The organism is Enterocloster sp. OA13 (assembly GCF_022440595.1).
Classification (GTDB): Bacteria; Bacillota; Clostridia; order Lachnospirales; family Lachnospiraceae; genus Enterocloster; species Enterocloster hominis.
This window is the reverse complement of the sequence record NZ_JAKNTF010000001.1, coordinates 1,461,606-1,478,133: the sequence shown is the minus strand read 5'-3', so window position 1 is coordinate 1,478,133 and position 16,528 is coordinate 1,461,606. Positions and strand designations below refer to the sequence as shown.

Sequence of the window (16,528 nt, the reverse complement as noted above, 5' to 3'; positions counted from 1 at the left end):
TTTTAATAAATTATTATTTGTTAGTTTCCATTAAATAATATTATTTTTCTAAATCCTCCCCCTCCGTTTATAAATTTTTATTTATATTTAGATTATATATCTAAACATTTCCTTTGTGAATTATAACATTTATACGAACCTAGTTTATTATTTTTGTATAATACTCACATTAACTCAAAAATAGATTACCATTTCTACTATGTTTTACTCATTTTCTTTTATAAACGTTCAATTCGTTTTTTAATCTGTTAAATGAAATCTTTTTATCATCAACATTTTATATAAATCACATAGACATTCAACATGTTTAGATTTATAATGGATAGAAGAAAAATGTATCGACACGAGGTGGACTTATGACTAACCGTGAAATTGCAAAGCTATTGGACATTTCTCCTGCCACACTTTCGCTAATCATCAACAACAAACCTGGTATCTCCACTTCAACCCGGGCAAATGTACTGGAAAAACTACATCAGCTGGGTTATTCAGATTTGATAAAAAAAGAAATATCCCCTCCCGCCAGTGACAATATATGTTTTGTCGTTTATAAACGCCATGGCGGGATTTTAGACTCCTCACCTTTTTTTCTTTTAATAATGGAAAGCATCGAAAGCTGTGCCCACAAATATGGTTACAACATCCTGTTTAATTCCATTGATAAACGCAATCCATTGAAACCTCAGATGCGTATGTTAAATTCCATGGACTGCAGGGGGGCCGTCATTTTTGCAACAGAGATGTTAGAAGATGATATCAGTGTATTCTCTGAATTGAATTTTCCATATGTCATCCTGGATAATGACTTCCCCTTTAAAAACCTTGATTCAGTGGCCATCAATAATACGTTAGGCACATTTCAGGCTGTTGAACATCTTGTTTCCATGGGCCACACCAAAATCGGTTATCTCCAAAGCTGTATCTATATCAACAGTTTTGGCGAACGTGAGACAGGATTTTCCAATGCGTTGAAACAATTTGGGTTAAAGCTAAATTCAGACTACATATTCCGTCTCGATTACTCAGAGGAGGGAAGCTACCGGGATTTCAAACACATCATCAGCACGGGCAGGGAGTTGCCTACCGCCTTTTTTACAGATGATGACACAATTGCTGCCGGTGCCATGAAAGCCATGTTTGAAGCGGGCATATCAGTACCAGGAGATGTATCCCTTATAGGATATAATGACCGTCCCGTATGCTCCGTGTCTTCCCCTCCCCTATCTTCCATACGCGTTCCCAGATATTCTTTCAGCGCTATGGCCATCGACCTCCTGGTCAGCCGCATCGAGCATGACCGCGGAGAGTGTGATGCCATCCCCTCTTATAAATACCGGATTGGCACGGAGCTTGTAACACGCGCATCCGTCCGCTCATTGGTATGATACCGGCCCACATAAGGCAGGGCCGGTATGGCTTTATGAAAGCCAGCGCCTTTCTACACAGATGAAACCAAACCAATAGCTTCCCTCCACAAAGTGTATTTCTTTTCCCTGTCTGCCGCTGACATACTGGGGCGGTAATGCATCCGCATCCTTTCCGCAAAAACATCTTCTTTTTGGTAAATCCCCTGACTGATGCCTGCAAGATATGCCACACCAATCGCAGACAGTTCCTCCTGGGCAGGGATACTCACATCAATGCTTCCAATATCACTTTGAAACTGCATAAGATACTTATTCCTGGTTGCCCCTCCATCCGCACGCAGTTCCCGGATTATAATACCGCTATCTTTCTCCATGGCATCCAACACATCATTAATTTGGAACGCAATGCTCTCAACTGCCGCTTTGATTATTTCATTCCTTCCGGTTGTCCTTGTCATACCATATAAAACCGCCTTTGCACGGTCATTCCAATATGGAGCGGACAGTCCTGAGAACGCAGGTACAAGTACCGTGGTGTCCGCATCCCCCGCTTTCTCTATCGCCTCCTCTATCTCCTTAATTGAGACAATCATTTTCAAATCATCCTGAAGCCAAGTAATTACGGCACCGGTATAATTGATATTTCCTTCCAATACATACGCCACTTCCCCATCAATGGACCATGCAAGTGAGGTGGCCAGACCGCATGTACTGGCTTTAAATTCCTTTCCGATATTCATCATAATAGAGGACCCTGTGCCATACGTAGTTTTAATCATCCCGGTTCCATGGCATCCCTGTCCAAACAGCGCCCCGTGGGAATCGCCAAGAACGCAGTGTATTGGAACAGGGCTGTCGAGAAAGCCCTCAAAATCCGTATATCCAAACACAGAATTGCTATCAACAACTTCCGGCAGTACCTCCACAGGAACCCCAAATATGCTGCAGATGTCTTCATCCCATCTCAGATTATGAAGATTAAAAAGCTGTGTCCTGGAAGCATTAGAATAATCTGTCTTGAATGACCGTCCGCCTGTCAACCGATATACCAGCCAGCTATCCATTGTCCCCATTAAGTACCCGCCTTCTTTAATGACATGCCGTATAAGCCATGCCATCTTAGCTGCCGGAAAGTACGGCGACAGCGGAAGTCCCGTCCTGGCCTTAATTTCCCGGGCATATTCTGTCAGTTCATCCGTAATCTCTTTCCCCCTGGAACACTGCCATACAACCGCCATGCCTATAGGTGTCCCATCCCTGTGCCATGCAGCCGTGGTTTCCCTTTGGTTACTGATTCCCACAGCAGCTATATCGCCTTTCTGTATGCCCGTCCTCAGGACCACTTCCCGTACAGCGTGTATCACATTTCCATATATTTCATCCATATCATGTGATACCCAGCCGTTCTCGTCAATCCATTGTTTATGCCTGCAATCAATCCGTTCCACCAGACGGCCATTTTCATCAAACAGAATGGCTTTGGTCCCCTGCGTACTTTGGTCTATCCCTAAAACATATTTCATACCCCTACCCCTCTGTCAATGCCGATTGAATCCGTTTTGCAATCCCTGCCCCATCCATTCCATAATGTACAAATACTTCCTGATTTGTTCCTGCTATGATATGGCCATCTGGCAATGCAATCCGGAGCATGCGCATTGGACAACATTCCGCCAAAACCATTGCCGTAATACTTCCAAGCCCGCCATAGGGGGAATGTTCCTCAACAGTAACCACCAGGCGGGTCGTATGTGCATACTTTAAAAACGTATCTTTGTCAAAAGGTTTAAGGCAGTACATATCAATCACTCCTGCGCGAATCCCCTGTTCTTCAAGCTGGCTGGCAGCACACAGTGCATTCGGAACCATATCCCCGCACGCAACAATCAGTACATCCTCCCCTTCTTTCAGAACATTTGCCTTATCTATCTCAAATTCCATTGAGCTGTCATAAATATCCTCCGTTGCAGAGCGGCTCACCCTTATATATGCCGGTTTCCGGTCCTGCAATAATGCTTTCACAAGCTCTGATGTCTGAAAGCGGTCGCTTGGTAAATATACCCTCATCCCCGGCAATGCAGAAAATGCCGCTATATCCTGGCAGGAATGGTGGGTCATGCCTAAAGCCCCATAGCTAATCCCTCCGCTGATTCCCACAAGGGTAACATCGGTCCCTGAGTAAGCCACATCAACCTTTGCCTGTTCATAGCTTCTGGTAGAAATAAAACTGGCTGGTGACACTGCAAATGCTTTCTTTCCACAGGAGGCCAGCCCCGCTGCAATGGTGACAAGATTCTGCTCTGCGATGCCAACCTCCACACACTGACCGGGATATTGTTCAAAAAAAGGGGTCATTGACGCTGAGCCTCTTGAATCGGAGCATAGGACAACAATATCCTTATCCGTCTTTGCCGCTTCCATCAATGTATCACAGATGGCCTGTCTGTTTGTTATTTTGTTCATGCCATCACCTCTTCCAACTCTTTTACCGCTCTGGAATACTGTTCCTCACTCATTACGCCATGGTGCCAGGAGGCTTCATTCTCCATAAAGGAAATACCCTTTCCTTTCACGGTATGGGCTATGACCGCCGTGGGCCTCCCCTTATATGCAGCCGCCTCATCATAAGCCTTCACCAGCTGTCCGCAGTCATTTCCATCCCAAACATCAATCACATGGAATCCAAAGGCTTTGAACTTCTCCGATAAACTATCACTGCACATCACTTCTGATGTAGCGCCGCTGATCTGGAGCCGGTTCAGGTCGATTGTTACACATAGATTGTCCAGCTTATAATGGCCGGCTGCCATCATCCCTTCATAATTAGAGCCTTCCGCCATTTCCCCATCTCCCACAACCACATAGGTACGATATGTCTTTCCATCCATTTTAGCTGCCAGAGCCATTCCCACACCAGCCGATATCCCATGCCCCAAAGAACCGGAATTAATCTCTATTCCCGGAATCTCAATATTGGGGTGGCCAATATATCTGGATCCGTAAGTACTGAATAATCTTATTGCTTCATCTTTATCAAAAAAGCCTTTCTCTCCCAAGACACAGTACAAAGCATCTGCACAGTGCCCCTTGCTCAGTATGAAGCGGTCCCTGTCAGTACAATGCTGCTTCTCTGGAGACACATTCATAACCTTGAAATACAGTACTGTCAGGATGTCCACCACACTTAAATCACCTCCGACATGACCAGCAGATGAATTATGTACCATTTCAATTACGTCCCTACGGATTTCATACGCTTTTTTCTGCAGGCACTCCATAAACATCCTCCCCATTCATCGGATTGTAAAGCCGCCATCAACTACCAAATCCTCTCCGGTAATCATATTTGACTCGCTGCATGATAAAAACAGGATAGCTGCCGCTATCTCATCCACCTCTGCAAAACGGTGGGCTGGAATCGCCTCAATCATATCGTCCTTTACTTTTCCCTGCCATGCGCGGTCCCCCATATAAGTACGAACTACCGTGGGCGCCACCCCATTAACATTAATGCCGAATTCAGCCCATTCAAGCGCCAGTACCTTTATCATCCCTACCAGAGCCGCCTTGCTCATGGTATATCCTACATGCTTATCAATTGCAATAAAGTCAGCCTGTGATGTTACGCAAACAATCTTTCCGCCTTTTTTCTGCTGTATCATTACCCTTCCAACCTTCTGGGTCAGGCGGAATACGCTGAATGCATTCACATTCATCTGATTCTCTACCAATGTAAAATCAATATCCTCCGCATTATCCAAATCCACACGTCCCGCTACATTCGCCAGAATATTAATTTCGCCAAAGGTATCCACAGCCTTGGTCACCACCTGCTCAATGTCCCCTTCTTTCGTCAGGTCACACCGGATTCCAATAGCTCTGGTATTGTATTCCTTAGCAATAGCGGAAGCCACGTCACTTACCGTATCCTTAATATCAACCAGAACCAAATCGGCGCCTTTTGCTGCATACATTCTAGCTGTCGCTTCTCCAATACCTCCGGCACCACCTGTGACAATTGCGGTTTTTCCATTTAGCTTAAATTCCCCTGTGGCTTTTTCATATTGAATCATTATGTTTCCTCCTTGTAATTTTATAAACCGTTTATTGAATGATTTAATTATATTGGTAGATTTTTGTTTTGTAAATTGATATATTTCATAATTATTTATTGCTTTTTCATACATGTTGCACAATAACTCCCCCTACATTTGTCATTTTCTTAACGTTGTTATCATATTTCACAAATCTAACCACAAGCACTAGGCATAAACCATTTATTAAATATCATTGACTTTATTTATAAACCATTTTATAATAATGTTAACAGGAAATCATCTATTTCAATACATCAAACAGGAGTCATTATGACAAACAGAGAACTCGCCCACCAATTAAATATATCACCAGCCTCTTTATCACTTATATTAAACCACAAGCCGGGAGTCTCTTCGGCCACACGCGAGCGCATAGTTCAGCAATTAGGCCAACTGGGGTATTCTAATTTAATAAAGCCGTATCCAAATCCACCATGTCAAAATGATAACATATGCTTTGTCATATACCGGCGGCATGGACTGATCCTGGACCAGCACCCATTCTTTCTGCTCATGACAGAAAGCATCGAAAACCATGCCCGTAAACATGGTTATCATATTCTCTTGACCACTGTAGACAGGAAAAATCCGATAGATGAACAGATAGATAATCTAAACCAAATGAATGCCAAAGGATTCATTATTTTTGCAACAGAAATGCTGGATGATGATATTGCCTGTTTTAAGAAACTAAAACAGCCCTATATTTCAATGGATAATGACTTTACAAACCAAAATATAAATGCGGTATCCATTAATAACGCCATGGGAGCTTACCAAGCTGTCAATTATCTGTATCAGATGGGACATAGACACATAGGATATCTGCAAAGTCAGGTTCATATCAGTAGTTTTGGAGAAAGGGAACACTGTTACAAAGATGCCATGGAATGTCTGGGCATCCAGTTACATCCAGAATATCACTATAAAGTCAGATATACAGAAGAAGGAAGTTACCAGGATTTTAAGATATACCTCCAGACATCCCCATCCCTGCCCACTGCCTTTGTCGCAGACGATGATACCATGGCCATCGGTGTCATGCGTGCGTTATCAGAAAAGGGGATACGGGTACCGGAAGACATATCCATCATCGGTTTCAATGACCGCCCTGCCTGCCAAATATCTGCCCCTCGTCTTACAACCATCAACGTTCCGCGGCATTCATTCGGAACCGAGGCCGTGGACTGTCTCCTGTCGTTGATTGAGCGGCACAAAGGAAGCGTAATCGGGCGTTCCATTAAAATCCGGATTGGGACACAGCTTGTTCAACGAGAATCCGTCAAAAAGCTGAATGTCGGAGCAGAAACCGATTAGGGGCTTTTTATCAGTCAAAATACTAATAATCAGTTGATCAGCCAACCTTTTGTACCACATATATACCATTTTGGTATATATGTGGTTACCTATAAGTTCACATTCCCTGGTAGCAAATCCAAAATTTGTTGCAGCCTCTACGGTATGAATATCCTTGGCGGCAACTTTACCATACGTTCAAATAGCAGCAATGCTCCCCCCTTCCGTGCCTCCCCGCCCCATCCCTTATCCTGTCATATTGTGCGCGTCCATCATACAGCTTCGGGAACAATTTTTGACATTAGATTGGACATATCACAATTTTCCAGTTGGAAGCCAATCAGAAAAAATGTTTTGCCGGCCAGGTCCGCCAGATGAAGAAATCCTAATCTGTGTCCATCAAAGCGGAGGACGCCAGGAACTTTTCCATCGGCATGACTTTTTTATTTCAACTTCACCTATCAAGGTGAATATGATTCTATCAGTTATAAGTATGACAACCGTATCACCATCAGTGAAGGAGAACTCTATGTAGGACAGCCCTTTGCCGGACATGCCCTTTGTGTCCATGATGATAAAGAAACAACAATCATTGGTCTTCTCATACAAAGAACAACCTTTTTCAGGACATTTAAGACAGCGCTACCCTCCTCTTCCTAAAATGTAAAAAGGACTAAACCTAACAAATAAATTTTGCTAGATCTAGTCCTTTTCCTCTTGTTAAACCATACCTGGACAGACTCCCGGTACGGATTTGGTTATTCACTTGATAATAGACAGTATCCAGATGGTAACGGCGCCGTCCTCTCTTTCTTTGGCTATCTCAATTAACCAATAAAGTAGCAGGACTAAATCACAATCGGCAGAACCCTTGATTTATATGGATTTTTTTGGACTGTCATTATTATTACTGCACCCAAACGCCGGAACCATTCACATAGAATCCGTCAGGTGTCCATGTATCCTCATACATCACGCCATCTGTGCCAAGATAATACCACTTTCCGTTAATGGCCTGCCATCCGGTCAGCATGGCCCCGCTGTCTGCCAGATAGAACCATTGGCCGTCCAGTCTCAGCCAGCCTGTCTGCATGTACCCGGAACTGTTGAAATGGTACCATGCACCGTTAATCTGCTTCCAGCATGAGGAAGGATAACCGCCTGTATCATAGGAATACCACCAGCCATTGCCATCCTGGACCCAGTGTCCACTGCCGCCGTAATTGGCAATCTCATCCTCGTCAATGGACAGTGTGTCGGAATCATCTGACCATTCCCCTGTCTTGCTGTTGTAGGTTGCAATAGCCCTTACGCGGAAGGTATAATCGCCTTCCCGGTTAAAATAGCCTGCAAAATCATAAGATGTCCCGGTGGTGCTGACGGTTGTCACTGTCTTTTCGTCACGGAGCAGCTTCACATCATAGCTTTTGGCCCCCTCAATCTCGTCCCACACAGCCACGGTATCCTCCCATTCAAGGTTGGACGTACCTTCCAGCTTGCCGCCAATACGTTTCAGTTCCGCATATATCTCTATGTAGGACCCGCTGTCATAGACTTTTGCCCTTTTAAACGTAGCATTGCACCCGCTCAGTGTAAAATGGCTCTTGCTTGTATAGGAAAAACGGTAACCGTCCTTTGCAGAAAGCTCAATCTTCACCTCCGGCACATCGCCAACCGTCCATGTGTCCTGATCATCCGAGTTGGTATACTCCGCAGACTCCACATAGTATTCACTGTCTTTTGCCCTTACAGTAATGTCGCCTATGTCATCTCCGCTTTTAGGCGCCTCGCCATACGAAAACTCCAGCCTTACCTTATCAATTTTTGTGTCGGCTGCATATGCAGTAAACGCGGTACTGACCGTCATCGCAGCAGCCATCAGCAGACATAACGCTTTTCGTTTGTTCATAACAATCCCCTCTCTGCGTAAATATAAATTATTTCCAGATACATACATTTATTATAATAAATTTATTGCATCTATTCAATTTAACAATACTTACAATCTTATTAATATATTTTCTGTCAAATGGCCCGGAATGCTTATATGCCTGGTCTTGTACAGCGCCGGTTCCATGACATAAGAATATCCGGAACCGTTTTTTACTCCCGGCTCCGGATATTTTTTACATAAGTCGCTGATTTTTAATATGAAGGGTTATTCGTGAGAAGCAGGATCCATATTAGTAAGACATGCAAAAAGGATTGCAAGAAATTGGCTTGATGTTGGTCTTTTCTCAAGTGTATGGCCCGCCATTTTCTGAAGGAGTCCTGGTTCGGATTTCCAGGCCACCTGCGACAGCGTCCTTATATTCCGTTCCACTGCGTGGCATGAAGTCTGATAGCGTCTGGCGATTTCAGGATACAGACATTTTGTGACGGAGTGGATACACTGCTCATCTTCTTCCATTAACAAAAGGGCGTATTCCGTATACCGGAAACCGATATAATGCAGGTCTGCCCCAAGTAGTGTCAACAACTTATGTATTTGTGCAGAATCAAATATGGCTTTATGCAACATCTTCTTTCCTCCTCCCCATCAGATACCTCAGTTCCCTGATGAAAGTAAGGATTTCTTCATCATTCAGCAGGAAAATATAGTATACCAACGTCATTGCTGAAAAGCCATATCGCCCATGCTCCTGGTCAATATAGGACCTTGGCGAGATACGCAGGGCTTCTGCCATATGTTCTTGGGAAAAAGCATGAACGCTACGATACGAATGAATTTGGCTTCTAAGAAAATCCTGAAACACAAGCTTATTCTCATTCATAAAGATGTCCTCCTACATTTCGACAATTATATGGGAATTTTACCCGTTAGCAGGACGAATTACCATGAGGTGTACCTCAGGGAGGGGAATATTTATTTGATTACAGGTTACTAATTTAAGATGCAAACATCCAAATCATGCAAATTTCTCACTTCCATATTGACCTTATTTTAACCGGCCGGCTTTTCAGGTAATTTACCCATAGATAAACAGTTCCTGATGATTATTATACAATGGATTTTCAGGGTTTACAGGAAATAAAAAGGCCCGTGAATATGCACTCCGGCTGCATACTCATGGACCTATTCAGATATCTATATTACAAAGTTTCTTCCTCTTCCTCATCCAGCACATAAGGCGTGGTCTGATACACATAATAGTTCAGCCAATTCGTATACAGCGTATTGGATGTATTCCTCCAGGTCAGGGCCGGTACTGAGAACGGGTCATTATGCTCATAGTAATTACAGGGCACTTCAGGATTCAGGCCCTTATTCAGATCCCTGTGGTATTCGTTGTTCAGGGTCATCCTGTCATACTCCGGGTGCCCCTGTACAAAGACCTGGCTGCCGTCGCGGCTCATCACCAGGAATACGCCGGCCTCCTCTGATTCTGCCAGTATCATCAGCTCCGGGTGCTTTAAGATATCGCTTTTGCGCACTTCCGTATATCTGGAATGGGGCGCCAGGAAATAATCATTGAGGCTGCGCACCAGCGGCACCTTCCTGTCCAGCACTTTGTGGTTGTAGATGCCAGACAGTTTCTTCTCTATGGGATATTTCCGGATTCCATAATGATAGTACAGGCCGGCCTGGGCTCCCCAGCAGATATGTATGGTGGAGGTCACATGGGTCTTGCTCCACTCCATGATTTTTGAAAGCTCGGGCCAGTAATTCACCTCTTCGAACTCCAGGTTCTCCACCGGCGCGCCTGTGATAATCATGCCGTCGAACTTTTTCTTCCGTATATCGTCATAGGTTATGTAAAACTTATTCAGATGGCTGGCCGAGGTGTTCTTGGACACATGGGTGGACAGCATGAGAAAGGTGCAGTCCACCTGAAGGGGCGTGTTGGAAAGGGCGCGCAGAAGCTGGGTCTCCGTTTCCTCTTTTAACGGCATCAGGTTCAGGATTAATATCTCCAAAGGCCTGATATCCTGGCGCATGGCCCGGTCCTCGTCCATGATGAATATATTCTCTGACTCCAGGATGGTCCTGGCTGGAAGTTCTTTTTGTACTTTAATCGGCATATCATTCTCTCCCTTCAAATGTTGTGTGTTGTGTGGTTTATGCACAATCAGCACAGCTTCACCGGCAGCCTTTAAACGTTCCGGATAGCGGCATCCAGACATCCCCCAGGGCCTGCCGGCGGAAACTGTGCTACAACATTCGCAGGAACTCCTCTTCTGATATGATTGGGACCCCCAGGTCCTTTGCTTTTTTATTCTTTGATGAATTGGAGGCCACGTCATTATTAATCAGATACGTTGTCTTGGCAGTGACGGAGCCGGTGGCCTTGCCGCCCCTGCTCTCGATAACCTCCTGCAGCTCCTTGCGGTTTGCAAAATGCTCCACGGAACCGGTAATCACAAATGTCATGCCTTCAAATATGGCATCCATTGTCTCCACCTGCTCCGCCTCAATGGTAAGCTCCTTTAACAGATGGTCCACTGCCAGGTTATTCTTCTCAGATGCAAAATAATCCATCCATGCCTGGGCCAGGACGCCGCCGATTCCATCCACGGCAACCAGCTCGTCTGCTTGGGCATGGCGCATTTTCTCAAAATCAGATTTAAACTCCCTGCAGAGCATCTTGGCATTGGCAAGGCCGATTCCCGCGATTCCCAGACCATACACCATCCTTGGCAGGGTTGTATTGCTTGCGGTCTTAATGGATGCAATCAGGTTGTCATAGGATTTCTGTCCAAAGCCTTCCATCTCCACAATTGCATCCTTATGCTCCTCCAGATGGAAAATATCCGCATACTCATGGATAAAGCCCGCGCCTATGAACTTCTCCAGGGTGGCTTCGGACAGCCCGTCAATATTAAGGGCATCACGGCTCACGAACAGGGTGAAGCTTTTTATCTTCTTAGCCTGACAGTCCGGGTTGGTGCAGTACAGGCTTTTCACATCATTCATCTGCTTTATCTGGGTCTCGCCGCCGCACACAGGACATTCTTTTGGTATATCCCTGACCCCGCTGCGCGTCAGGTTATCCGCAATCTGGGGGATGATCATGTTGGCCTTGTACACCGTAATGGTATCGCCCTGGCCCAGGTCCAGTGCTTCCATGATACTCAGGTTATGGACACTGGCCCTGCTCACCGTGGTGCCCTCCAGCTCCACCGGGTCAAACACGGCAACCGGGTTGATCAGGCCGGTCCTTGACGCGCTCCACTCAATGTAATCCAGCCTTGTCTCCCTGATTTCATCCTGCCACTTAAATGCAATGGAGTTGCGGGGGAACTTGGCTGTCCTTCCCAGGGCTTCCCCGTATGCGATATCGTCAAAGGTGAGCACCAGCCCGTCGGAAGGCACGTCATTGCCCTCCACTGCCTCTGCAAATCCATTGACCGCCTCAGGCAGGCTTTCCGCCGTCACTTCTTCGTAGTGTACCACTTCAAAGCCCTGCTCCCTCAGCCATTCAAACTGGCGCTTCCTGGAATTCCCAAAATCCACGCCATCAGCCCTTACCAGGGCAAATGCCTCAAAATGCACGTTCCTCTCAGCCGTTATCTGGCTGTTCAGCTGGCGCACCGAACCGCTGCAGAGATTACGCGGATTCTTATACTTGGCGTCCACGTCCTCGATTTCTTCGTTAATCCTCTTAAAATCCGAATAGGTAATGACTGCCTCTCCCCTGAGGATCAGCTGTCCCTCGTAGGAAATATTAAGAGGTACGTTGGCAAACACCCGGGCATTGGGGGTGATGACCTCGCCAATCTCCCCATTTCCCCTTGTAACCGCCTTTGTAAGCCTGCCGCCTTCATAGGTAAGCACAATGGTCAGCCCATCCATTTTCCAGGACAGAAGTCCCTTCTGATCCCCCAGCCACGACTGAAGGTCCTCCACGCTCTTTGTCTTGTCAAGGGAAAGCATGGGGGACTCATGGGTCTCCTTGGGCAGCTCGCTTAACACCTCGTATCCCACCCTCTGGGTGGGGCTTCCTGACATGATGATTCCTGTCTCTTTTTCCAGGGAACAAAGTTCATCGTAAAGCCTGTCATATTCAAAATTGCTCATGATTTCCCGGCTTTCCTGATAATAAGCCTTTCCTGCCTGTCTCAGGGTGGAAACCAACTCTTTCATTCTCTGAATCCTGTCTTCCATTCTGTTCTCCTGATCAATCTTTTACTGTCCTGGCCTTATGGGGAACGGCGCGCCCGCGCCCTCCCGGCAGGCTGCTGGAGTCCCTTAAAAGCCTTATAAGCTCCCGGTATTCCTCCTGGCCCACTTCCCTTGACGCCCCTGTCTCCAGGCCGTCCAGCCGTATATTCATGATGCGCACCCGCACAAGGCGCTCCACATGGCAGCAGCAGGCTTCGCACATACGGCGTATCTGACGGTTCAGCCCCTGGGTCAGGATGATGGAAAATGTTTTCCCATCCACCCGTTTCACCTTACAGGGCCGTGTCACTGTTTCCAGTTCCCTGAGATAAATCCCCTTTGCCATCCTGTCCATGGCATCGTCTGTCAGCGGACGGTCCACCGTGACAATATACTCCTTTTCATGAGCATTGCCACTGCGCATGATTTTATTCACCAGGTCCCCCTGGTTTGTCATAAGCAGAAGGCCCTCTGAATCCTTATCCAGCCTTCCCACCGGATAGATGCGCTCCGGATAATCCAGATATTCCACGATATTCATTGCCCGGTCCTTATCCGAAGTGGTACAGACAATTCCCCTTGGCTTATTCACAACAAGAAGCACCGGCTTCGGCTTCCGGCTGTCCGCGCCGCTGCCCCCATTGACCGGGACACCGTCGCATACCACCTTCTGCCCCGGCTTCACCTTCTGGCCCATGGCAGCCGGACTGCCGTCCACCCACACCTTCCCGGCCTCAATCAGGCGGTCTGCCTCACGTCTGGAACATACTCCCATCTGGCTCAGCCATTTATTGAGACGTTCCTCTCTTTTTTCCTCTTTATTTTCCACATCCGTTTTACTGTTTAAATCCATTTTACCGTTTACATCCATGCCGTCTTCCCTGCGCCATCCATATCCATGGTCCATTCACCGCTTTTGGGCCGCTGGGTGGGATGCAATGAACATGGCGTCCCCAAATGAGAAGAAACGGTAGCGCTCCTTCACGGCTTCCTTATACGCATCCAGGATATGCTCCCTTCCCGCAAGCGCGCTTACCAGCATGACCAGCGTGGACTCCGGAAGGTGGAAATTGGTTATGAGGGCGTCCAGCACCTTAAACCGGTATCCTGGATAGATGAATATCTCGGTCCATCCTGTTTTAGCCTGCAGGATACCGTCGTCCGTGGAAGCAGACTCAACGGTGCGGCAGCTGGTGGTCCCCACACAGATGACCCGCCCTCCGGCCGCCTTTGTGTCGTTTACCTTTTTGGCCTCGGACTCTTCCACCACGTAGAACTCGGAATGCATGTGGTGGTCCAGGACATTTTCCACCTTCACCGGACGGAAGGTGCCAAGCCCCACATGAAGCGTCACATGCGCAATCCTGACCCCCATATCCTCAATCTGTTTTAAAAGCTCATTGGTAAAATGCAGTCCGGCCGTGGGGGCTGCCGCGGAGCCTTCATGCTTTGCATACACGGTCTGGTAGCGGTTCTTGTCCTTCAGCTCATGTGTGATATAAGGAGGAAGGGGCATCTGGCCCAGCTGGTCTAAAATCTCCTCGAATATGCCCTTGTAGCTGAACCGGATCAGACGGTTGCCGTCGTCCACCGTCTCCACCACGGTGCCGCTCAGCAGGCCTTCCCCAAACTCTATGACGGTCCCCGGCCTGCACTTCTTGCCCGGGCGGACCAGCGTTTCCCATATATCATTTTCCCTGCGCTTAAGAAGCAGGACCTCAATCTTGGCCCCCGTATCCTTCTTGACGCCAAAAAGCCTGGCCGGTATTACCTTTGTATCGTTAATCACCAGACAGTCCCCCGGCCTTAAATACTCCACAATATCCCGGAATACCCTGTGCTGCACTTCCCCTGTATCCTTGTCCAGTACCAGCAGCCGTGAGGACGAGCGGTCCTTAAGCGGGTCCTGGGCAATCAGTTCCTCCGGTAAATCAAAATAAAAATCCTTTACATCCATGTCCTGTCTTCCTCCAGCTTTATTCAATCTTTACCTCAGAACCACCTGTTGTCTCCGGGGCCGTATCCTGTCCTTGTGATGCATCTGCCTGGCCGGCGCCAGGTATCTGGCTTTCCCCGCTGCCGGCGTCCGCCCCGTCCTGGCCGGATGCCGCGTCTGAAGGAGCTGCGGCATTACCGTCCTGGCCGGCGCCATCCCCTGCATCCGTACTGTTCCCCGCTGCAGCGCTTTCACCGGCTCCCGAAGTCCCGGCCCCGTCATCCTCAAGGGATACCATGCTGTCCTGGCCGTCCTCCTCTGAGCTGCTTACCACTGCCCCGTTCCTCAAATCGCCGTAAATCCCCGCAAGCAGGGTATCCGATTCAATGGCCTGGCGCAGGCGCTCATTGACCTGCTTGGATAAAAGGCGAACATCCTCAGACTGGTTCTGCTTTGCCACGTAATCGGCTTCATCCCCCACTACATTTTCGCGGATGATGTAATTGCCATTGTCATCCTTCAGCACATAGCACCACATAAGTCCCGGCGCCAGGGTATCCACCCTCCTGAACTTCACCTCATAGGTCACATAGGCCACATAGGAATCCGCTGTCAGCCCCGGCTTGGTATAGCATACAATGTCCTGATAATCCTCGATGTAGACAGCCTCGCTTTTCAGCTCTTCCCTGCGCGCCTCCAGGCTCTCATCCGCGGCCTTGCCGAAAAGTTCAAATAACTTTTCCGCATCCTGGTCAATCTTGGCCTGGAAATACTCGCTGATCAGCAGGTTAACCTGGGGAACCGCGTCCTTCTGAAGCTCATAATGGGAAAAATCCGTGGTATACTGGCTGTTGTCCGGTTCCACACCTGCGTCCTGCGCTTCAGTCCCGTCGCCGGAAATACTGATATCCCCGCCGGATGGGCCGGACTCAGCGGATACCCCTGTTCCGGGCGTGGCCGCCGTCTCCTTGTCACCTGGCTTTTTATCCATGACCATTATGATAATCACCAGCACAATCACCACCGCAAGGGGGATTGCCGCCATCCGGATGTATTTTATCTTGTCAGCGTCAGACCTTCTGCCGCGTGTCCGTCTTCTGTTCTGTCTCATATATAAGTCCTCCAGTCCTCATGCTTCTATATGCATCATTTGGGTATCATAACCACTTCGTCTTATTCTAACAAAAAGCGTGGGAAAATGCAATGGGATAAGAACATCGGCAATCAGGTCCGGCACGCCGGTTCCCGGGATACAGGGCGCAGCGGCATGGGCTTTGGGGTAAAATAAAAAGCTGTTATATGCGGATTTCCGGTTGCATACGGCAGCTTTTCAGTAAAAGGGCTTTTTCAGTTTAAAAAAATTTTTATTCGGATGGTTCCTTTTTGTATAAAATAAGGGCAATCATCTCCACAGGGCCTTCCATGGCTTCAATTGAGTGGCCTTCCCCGCTTCCGGTAAAGGCTACGTCGCCGGGATGGAGGATGCGTTCGGTTCCGTTGTCATTGAATCTGGCGGTGCCCTCCAGTATGTAGTAAGTCTCTGATTCGTTGGTGTGGACGTGGTAACCGATGGCTGAACCGGGATAGACCGTGGTGTGGGCGAAAACCCTTCCTTTGCCATACATTTCATCCGGTCCGTTTAACAGGTCCCTGACACAGATTTCACCTGTCCCGTTAAATGGGGCCGGTTTGGTTGTCTGTATTACGGATTCCTTTGCTCTGACCATTT

Annotated in this window: 15 protein-coding genes; 2 read left to right on the top strand and 13 right to left on the bottom strand. The window is 47.4% G+C overall.

From position 1 onward, the window contains the following. Positions 1-356 precede the first annotated feature (356 nt). Entirely contained in the window at positions 357-1,385 is a 1,029-nt protein-coding gene (locus tag MCJ35_RS06515) for a LacI family DNA-binding transcriptional regulator (protein WP_025482377.1), read from the top strand. Positions 1,386-1,438: 53 nt separating this feature from the next. On the opposite strand, the gene MCJ35_RS06510 is transcribed toward MCJ35_RS06515, so the two are convergent. Genes MCJ35_RS06510 through MCJ35_RS06495 form a run of 4 tightly spaced genes read right to left on the bottom strand, consistent with a single transcriptional unit; the run spans position 1,439 to position 5,440 of the window. Further along, a complete protein-coding gene (locus MCJ35_RS06510) occupies positions 1,439-2,890 on the bottom strand; it encodes an FGGY-family carbohydrate kinase (protein ID WP_025482379.1) in 1,452 nt (483 codons plus the stop codon). Positions 2,891-2,894: 4 nt separating this feature from the next. Continuing rightward, entirely contained in the window at positions 2,895-3,830 is a 936-nt protein-coding gene (locus MCJ35_RS06505) for a transketolase family protein (RefSeq protein ID WP_025482381.1), read from the bottom strand. Beyond that, positions 3,827-4,645, bottom strand: a complete 819-nt coding sequence (locus MCJ35_RS06500; protein WP_025482382.1) for a transketolase — start codon at positions 4,643-4,645, stop codon at positions 3,827-3,829. The genes MCJ35_RS06505 and MCJ35_RS06500 overlap by 4 nt, the downstream gene beginning before the upstream one ends. A 15-nt stretch (positions 4,646-4,660) precedes the next feature. Then, positions 4,661-5,440, bottom strand: coding sequence for an SDR family oxidoreductase (locus tag MCJ35_RS06495; protein ID WP_025482383.1), 780 nt, complete (start codon positions 5,438-5,440; stop codon positions 4,661-4,663). 294 nt (positions 5,441-5,734) lie between these two features. Here MCJ35_RS06495 and MCJ35_RS06490 point away from each other — a divergent pair, with 294 nt between their 5' ends. Beyond that, positions 5,735-6,781 (top strand): LacI family DNA-binding transcriptional regulator, encoded by a 1,047-nt coding sequence (locus tag MCJ35_RS06490; protein ID WP_025482384.1) that lies wholly within the window; start codon positions 5,735-5,737, stop codon positions 6,779-6,781. A gap of 886 nt (positions 6,782-7,667) precedes the next feature. On the opposite strand, the gene MCJ35_RS06485 is transcribed toward MCJ35_RS06490, so the two are convergent. The 9 genes from MCJ35_RS06485 to MCJ35_RS06445 form a co-directional block, all read right to left on the bottom strand. Continuing rightward, complete coding sequence (locus tag MCJ35_RS06485) at positions 7,668-8,669, bottom strand: N-acetylmuramoyl-L-alanine amidase family protein (RefSeq protein ID WP_025482385.1); 1,002 nt, start codon at positions 8,667-8,669, stop codon at positions 7,668-7,670. 249 nt (positions 8,670-8,918) lie between these two features. Then, the gene (locus MCJ35_RS06480) at positions 8,919-9,281 is read right to left on the bottom strand and encodes a sporulation initiation factor Spo0A C-terminal domain-containing protein (protein ID WP_008726026.1); all 363 of its coding nucleotides are present in this window, start codon (positions 9,279-9,281) and stop codon (positions 8,919-8,921) included. Next, positions 9,271-9,534 carry a hypothetical protein gene (locus tag MCJ35_RS06475; protein WP_008726028.1) on the bottom strand — a complete coding sequence of 88 codons (264 nt, stop codon included), beginning with the start codon at positions 9,532-9,534 and terminating at the stop codon, positions 9,271-9,273. The genes MCJ35_RS06480 and MCJ35_RS06475 overlap by 11 nt, the downstream gene beginning before the upstream one ends. 319 nt (positions 9,535-9,853) lie before the next feature. Continuing rightward, positions 9,854-10,783 (bottom strand): homoserine O-acetyltransferase MetA, encoded by a 930-nt coding sequence (gene metA / locus MCJ35_RS06470; RefSeq protein WP_025482388.1) that lies wholly within the window; start codon positions 10,781-10,783, stop codon positions 9,854-9,856. 130 nt (positions 10,784-10,913) lie between these two features. After that, the gene (gene ligA / locus MCJ35_RS06465) at positions 10,914-12,866 is read right to left on the bottom strand and encodes an NAD-dependent DNA ligase LigA (protein WP_025482389.1); all 1,953 of its coding nucleotides are present in this window, start codon (positions 12,864-12,866) and stop codon (positions 10,914-10,916) included. Between the two features lie 13 nt (positions 12,867-12,879). Then, positions 12,880-13,716: a pseudouridine synthase gene (locus MCJ35_RS06460; protein ID WP_240299786.1), complete on the bottom strand. Its 837-nt coding sequence runs from the start codon at positions 13,714-13,716 to the stop codon at positions 12,880-12,882. A 54-nt stretch (positions 13,717-13,770) separates the two neighbouring features. Beyond that, positions 13,771-14,820, bottom strand: a complete 1,050-nt coding sequence (queA, locus tag MCJ35_RS06455) for a tRNA preQ1(34) S-adenosylmethionine ribosyltransferase-isomerase QueA (protein ID WP_025482395.1) — start codon at positions 14,818-14,820, stop codon at positions 13,771-13,773. 19 nt (positions 14,821-14,839) lie between these two features. Then, positions 14,840-15,910, bottom strand: coding sequence for a hypothetical protein (locus MCJ35_RS06450; protein WP_025482397.1), 1,071 nt, complete (start codon positions 15,908-15,910; stop codon positions 14,840-14,842). 253 nt (positions 15,911-16,163) lie between these two features. Next, positions 16,164-16,526 carry a cupin domain-containing protein gene (locus tag MCJ35_RS06445; protein WP_025482398.1) on the bottom strand — a complete coding sequence of 121 codons (363 nt, stop codon included), beginning with the start codon at positions 16,524-16,526 and terminating at the stop codon, positions 16,164-16,166. Positions 16,527-16,528: the final 2 nt, after the last annotated feature.

Coding starts and splice junctions, on each gene's coding strand:
- MCJ35_RS06515 (WP_025482377.1), top strand. CDS start 357: ATGACTAACCGTGAAATTGCAAAGCTATTGGACATTTCTCCTGCCACA.
- MCJ35_RS06510 (WP_025482379.1), bottom strand. CDS start 2,890: ATGAAATATGTTTTAGGGATAGACCAAAGTACGCAGGGGACCAAAGCC.
- MCJ35_RS06505 (WP_025482381.1), bottom strand. CDS start 3,830: ATGAACAAAATAACAAACAGACAGGCCATCTGTGATACATTGATGGAA.
- MCJ35_RS06500 (WP_025482382.1), bottom strand. CDS start 4,645: ATGGAGTGCCTGCAGAAAAAAGCGTATGAAATCCGTAGGGACGTAATT.
- MCJ35_RS06495 (WP_025482383.1), bottom strand. CDS start 5,440: ATGATTCAATATGAAAAAGCCACAGGGGAATTTAAGCTAAATGGAAAA.
- MCJ35_RS06490 (WP_025482384.1), top strand. CDS start 5,735: ATGACAAACAGAGAACTCGCCCACCAATTAAATATATCACCAGCCTCT.
- MCJ35_RS06485 (WP_025482385.1), bottom strand. CDS start 8,669: ATGAACAAACGAAAAGCGTTATGTCTGCTGATGGCTGCTGCGATGACG.
- MCJ35_RS06480 (WP_008726026.1), bottom strand. CDS start 9,281: ATGTTGCATAAAGCCATATTTGATTCTGCACAAATACATAAGTTGTTG.
- MCJ35_RS06475 (WP_008726028.1), bottom strand. CDS start 9,534: ATGAATGAGAATAAGCTTGTGTTTCAGGATTTTCTTAGAAGCCAAATT.
- metA (WP_025482388.1), bottom strand. CDS start 10,783: ATGCCGATTAAAGTACAAAAAGAACTTCCAGCCAGGACCATCCTGGAG.
- ligA (WP_025482389.1), bottom strand. CDS start 12,866: ATGGAAGACAGGATTCAGAGAATGAAAGAGTTGGTTTCCACCCTGAGA.
- MCJ35_RS06460 (WP_240299786.1), bottom strand. CDS start 13,716: ATGGATTTAAACAGTAAAACGGATGTGGAAAATAAAGAGGAAAAAAGA.
- queA (WP_025482395.1), bottom strand. CDS start 14,820: ATGGATGTAAAGGATTTTTATTTTGATTTACCGGAGGAACTGATTGCC.
- MCJ35_RS06450 (WP_025482397.1), bottom strand. CDS start 15,910: ATGAGACAGAACAGAAGACGGACACGCGGCAGAAGGTCTGACGCTGAC.
- MCJ35_RS06445 (WP_025482398.1), bottom strand. CDS start 16,526: ATGGTCAGAGCAAAGGAATCCGTAATACAGACAACCAAACCGGCCCCA.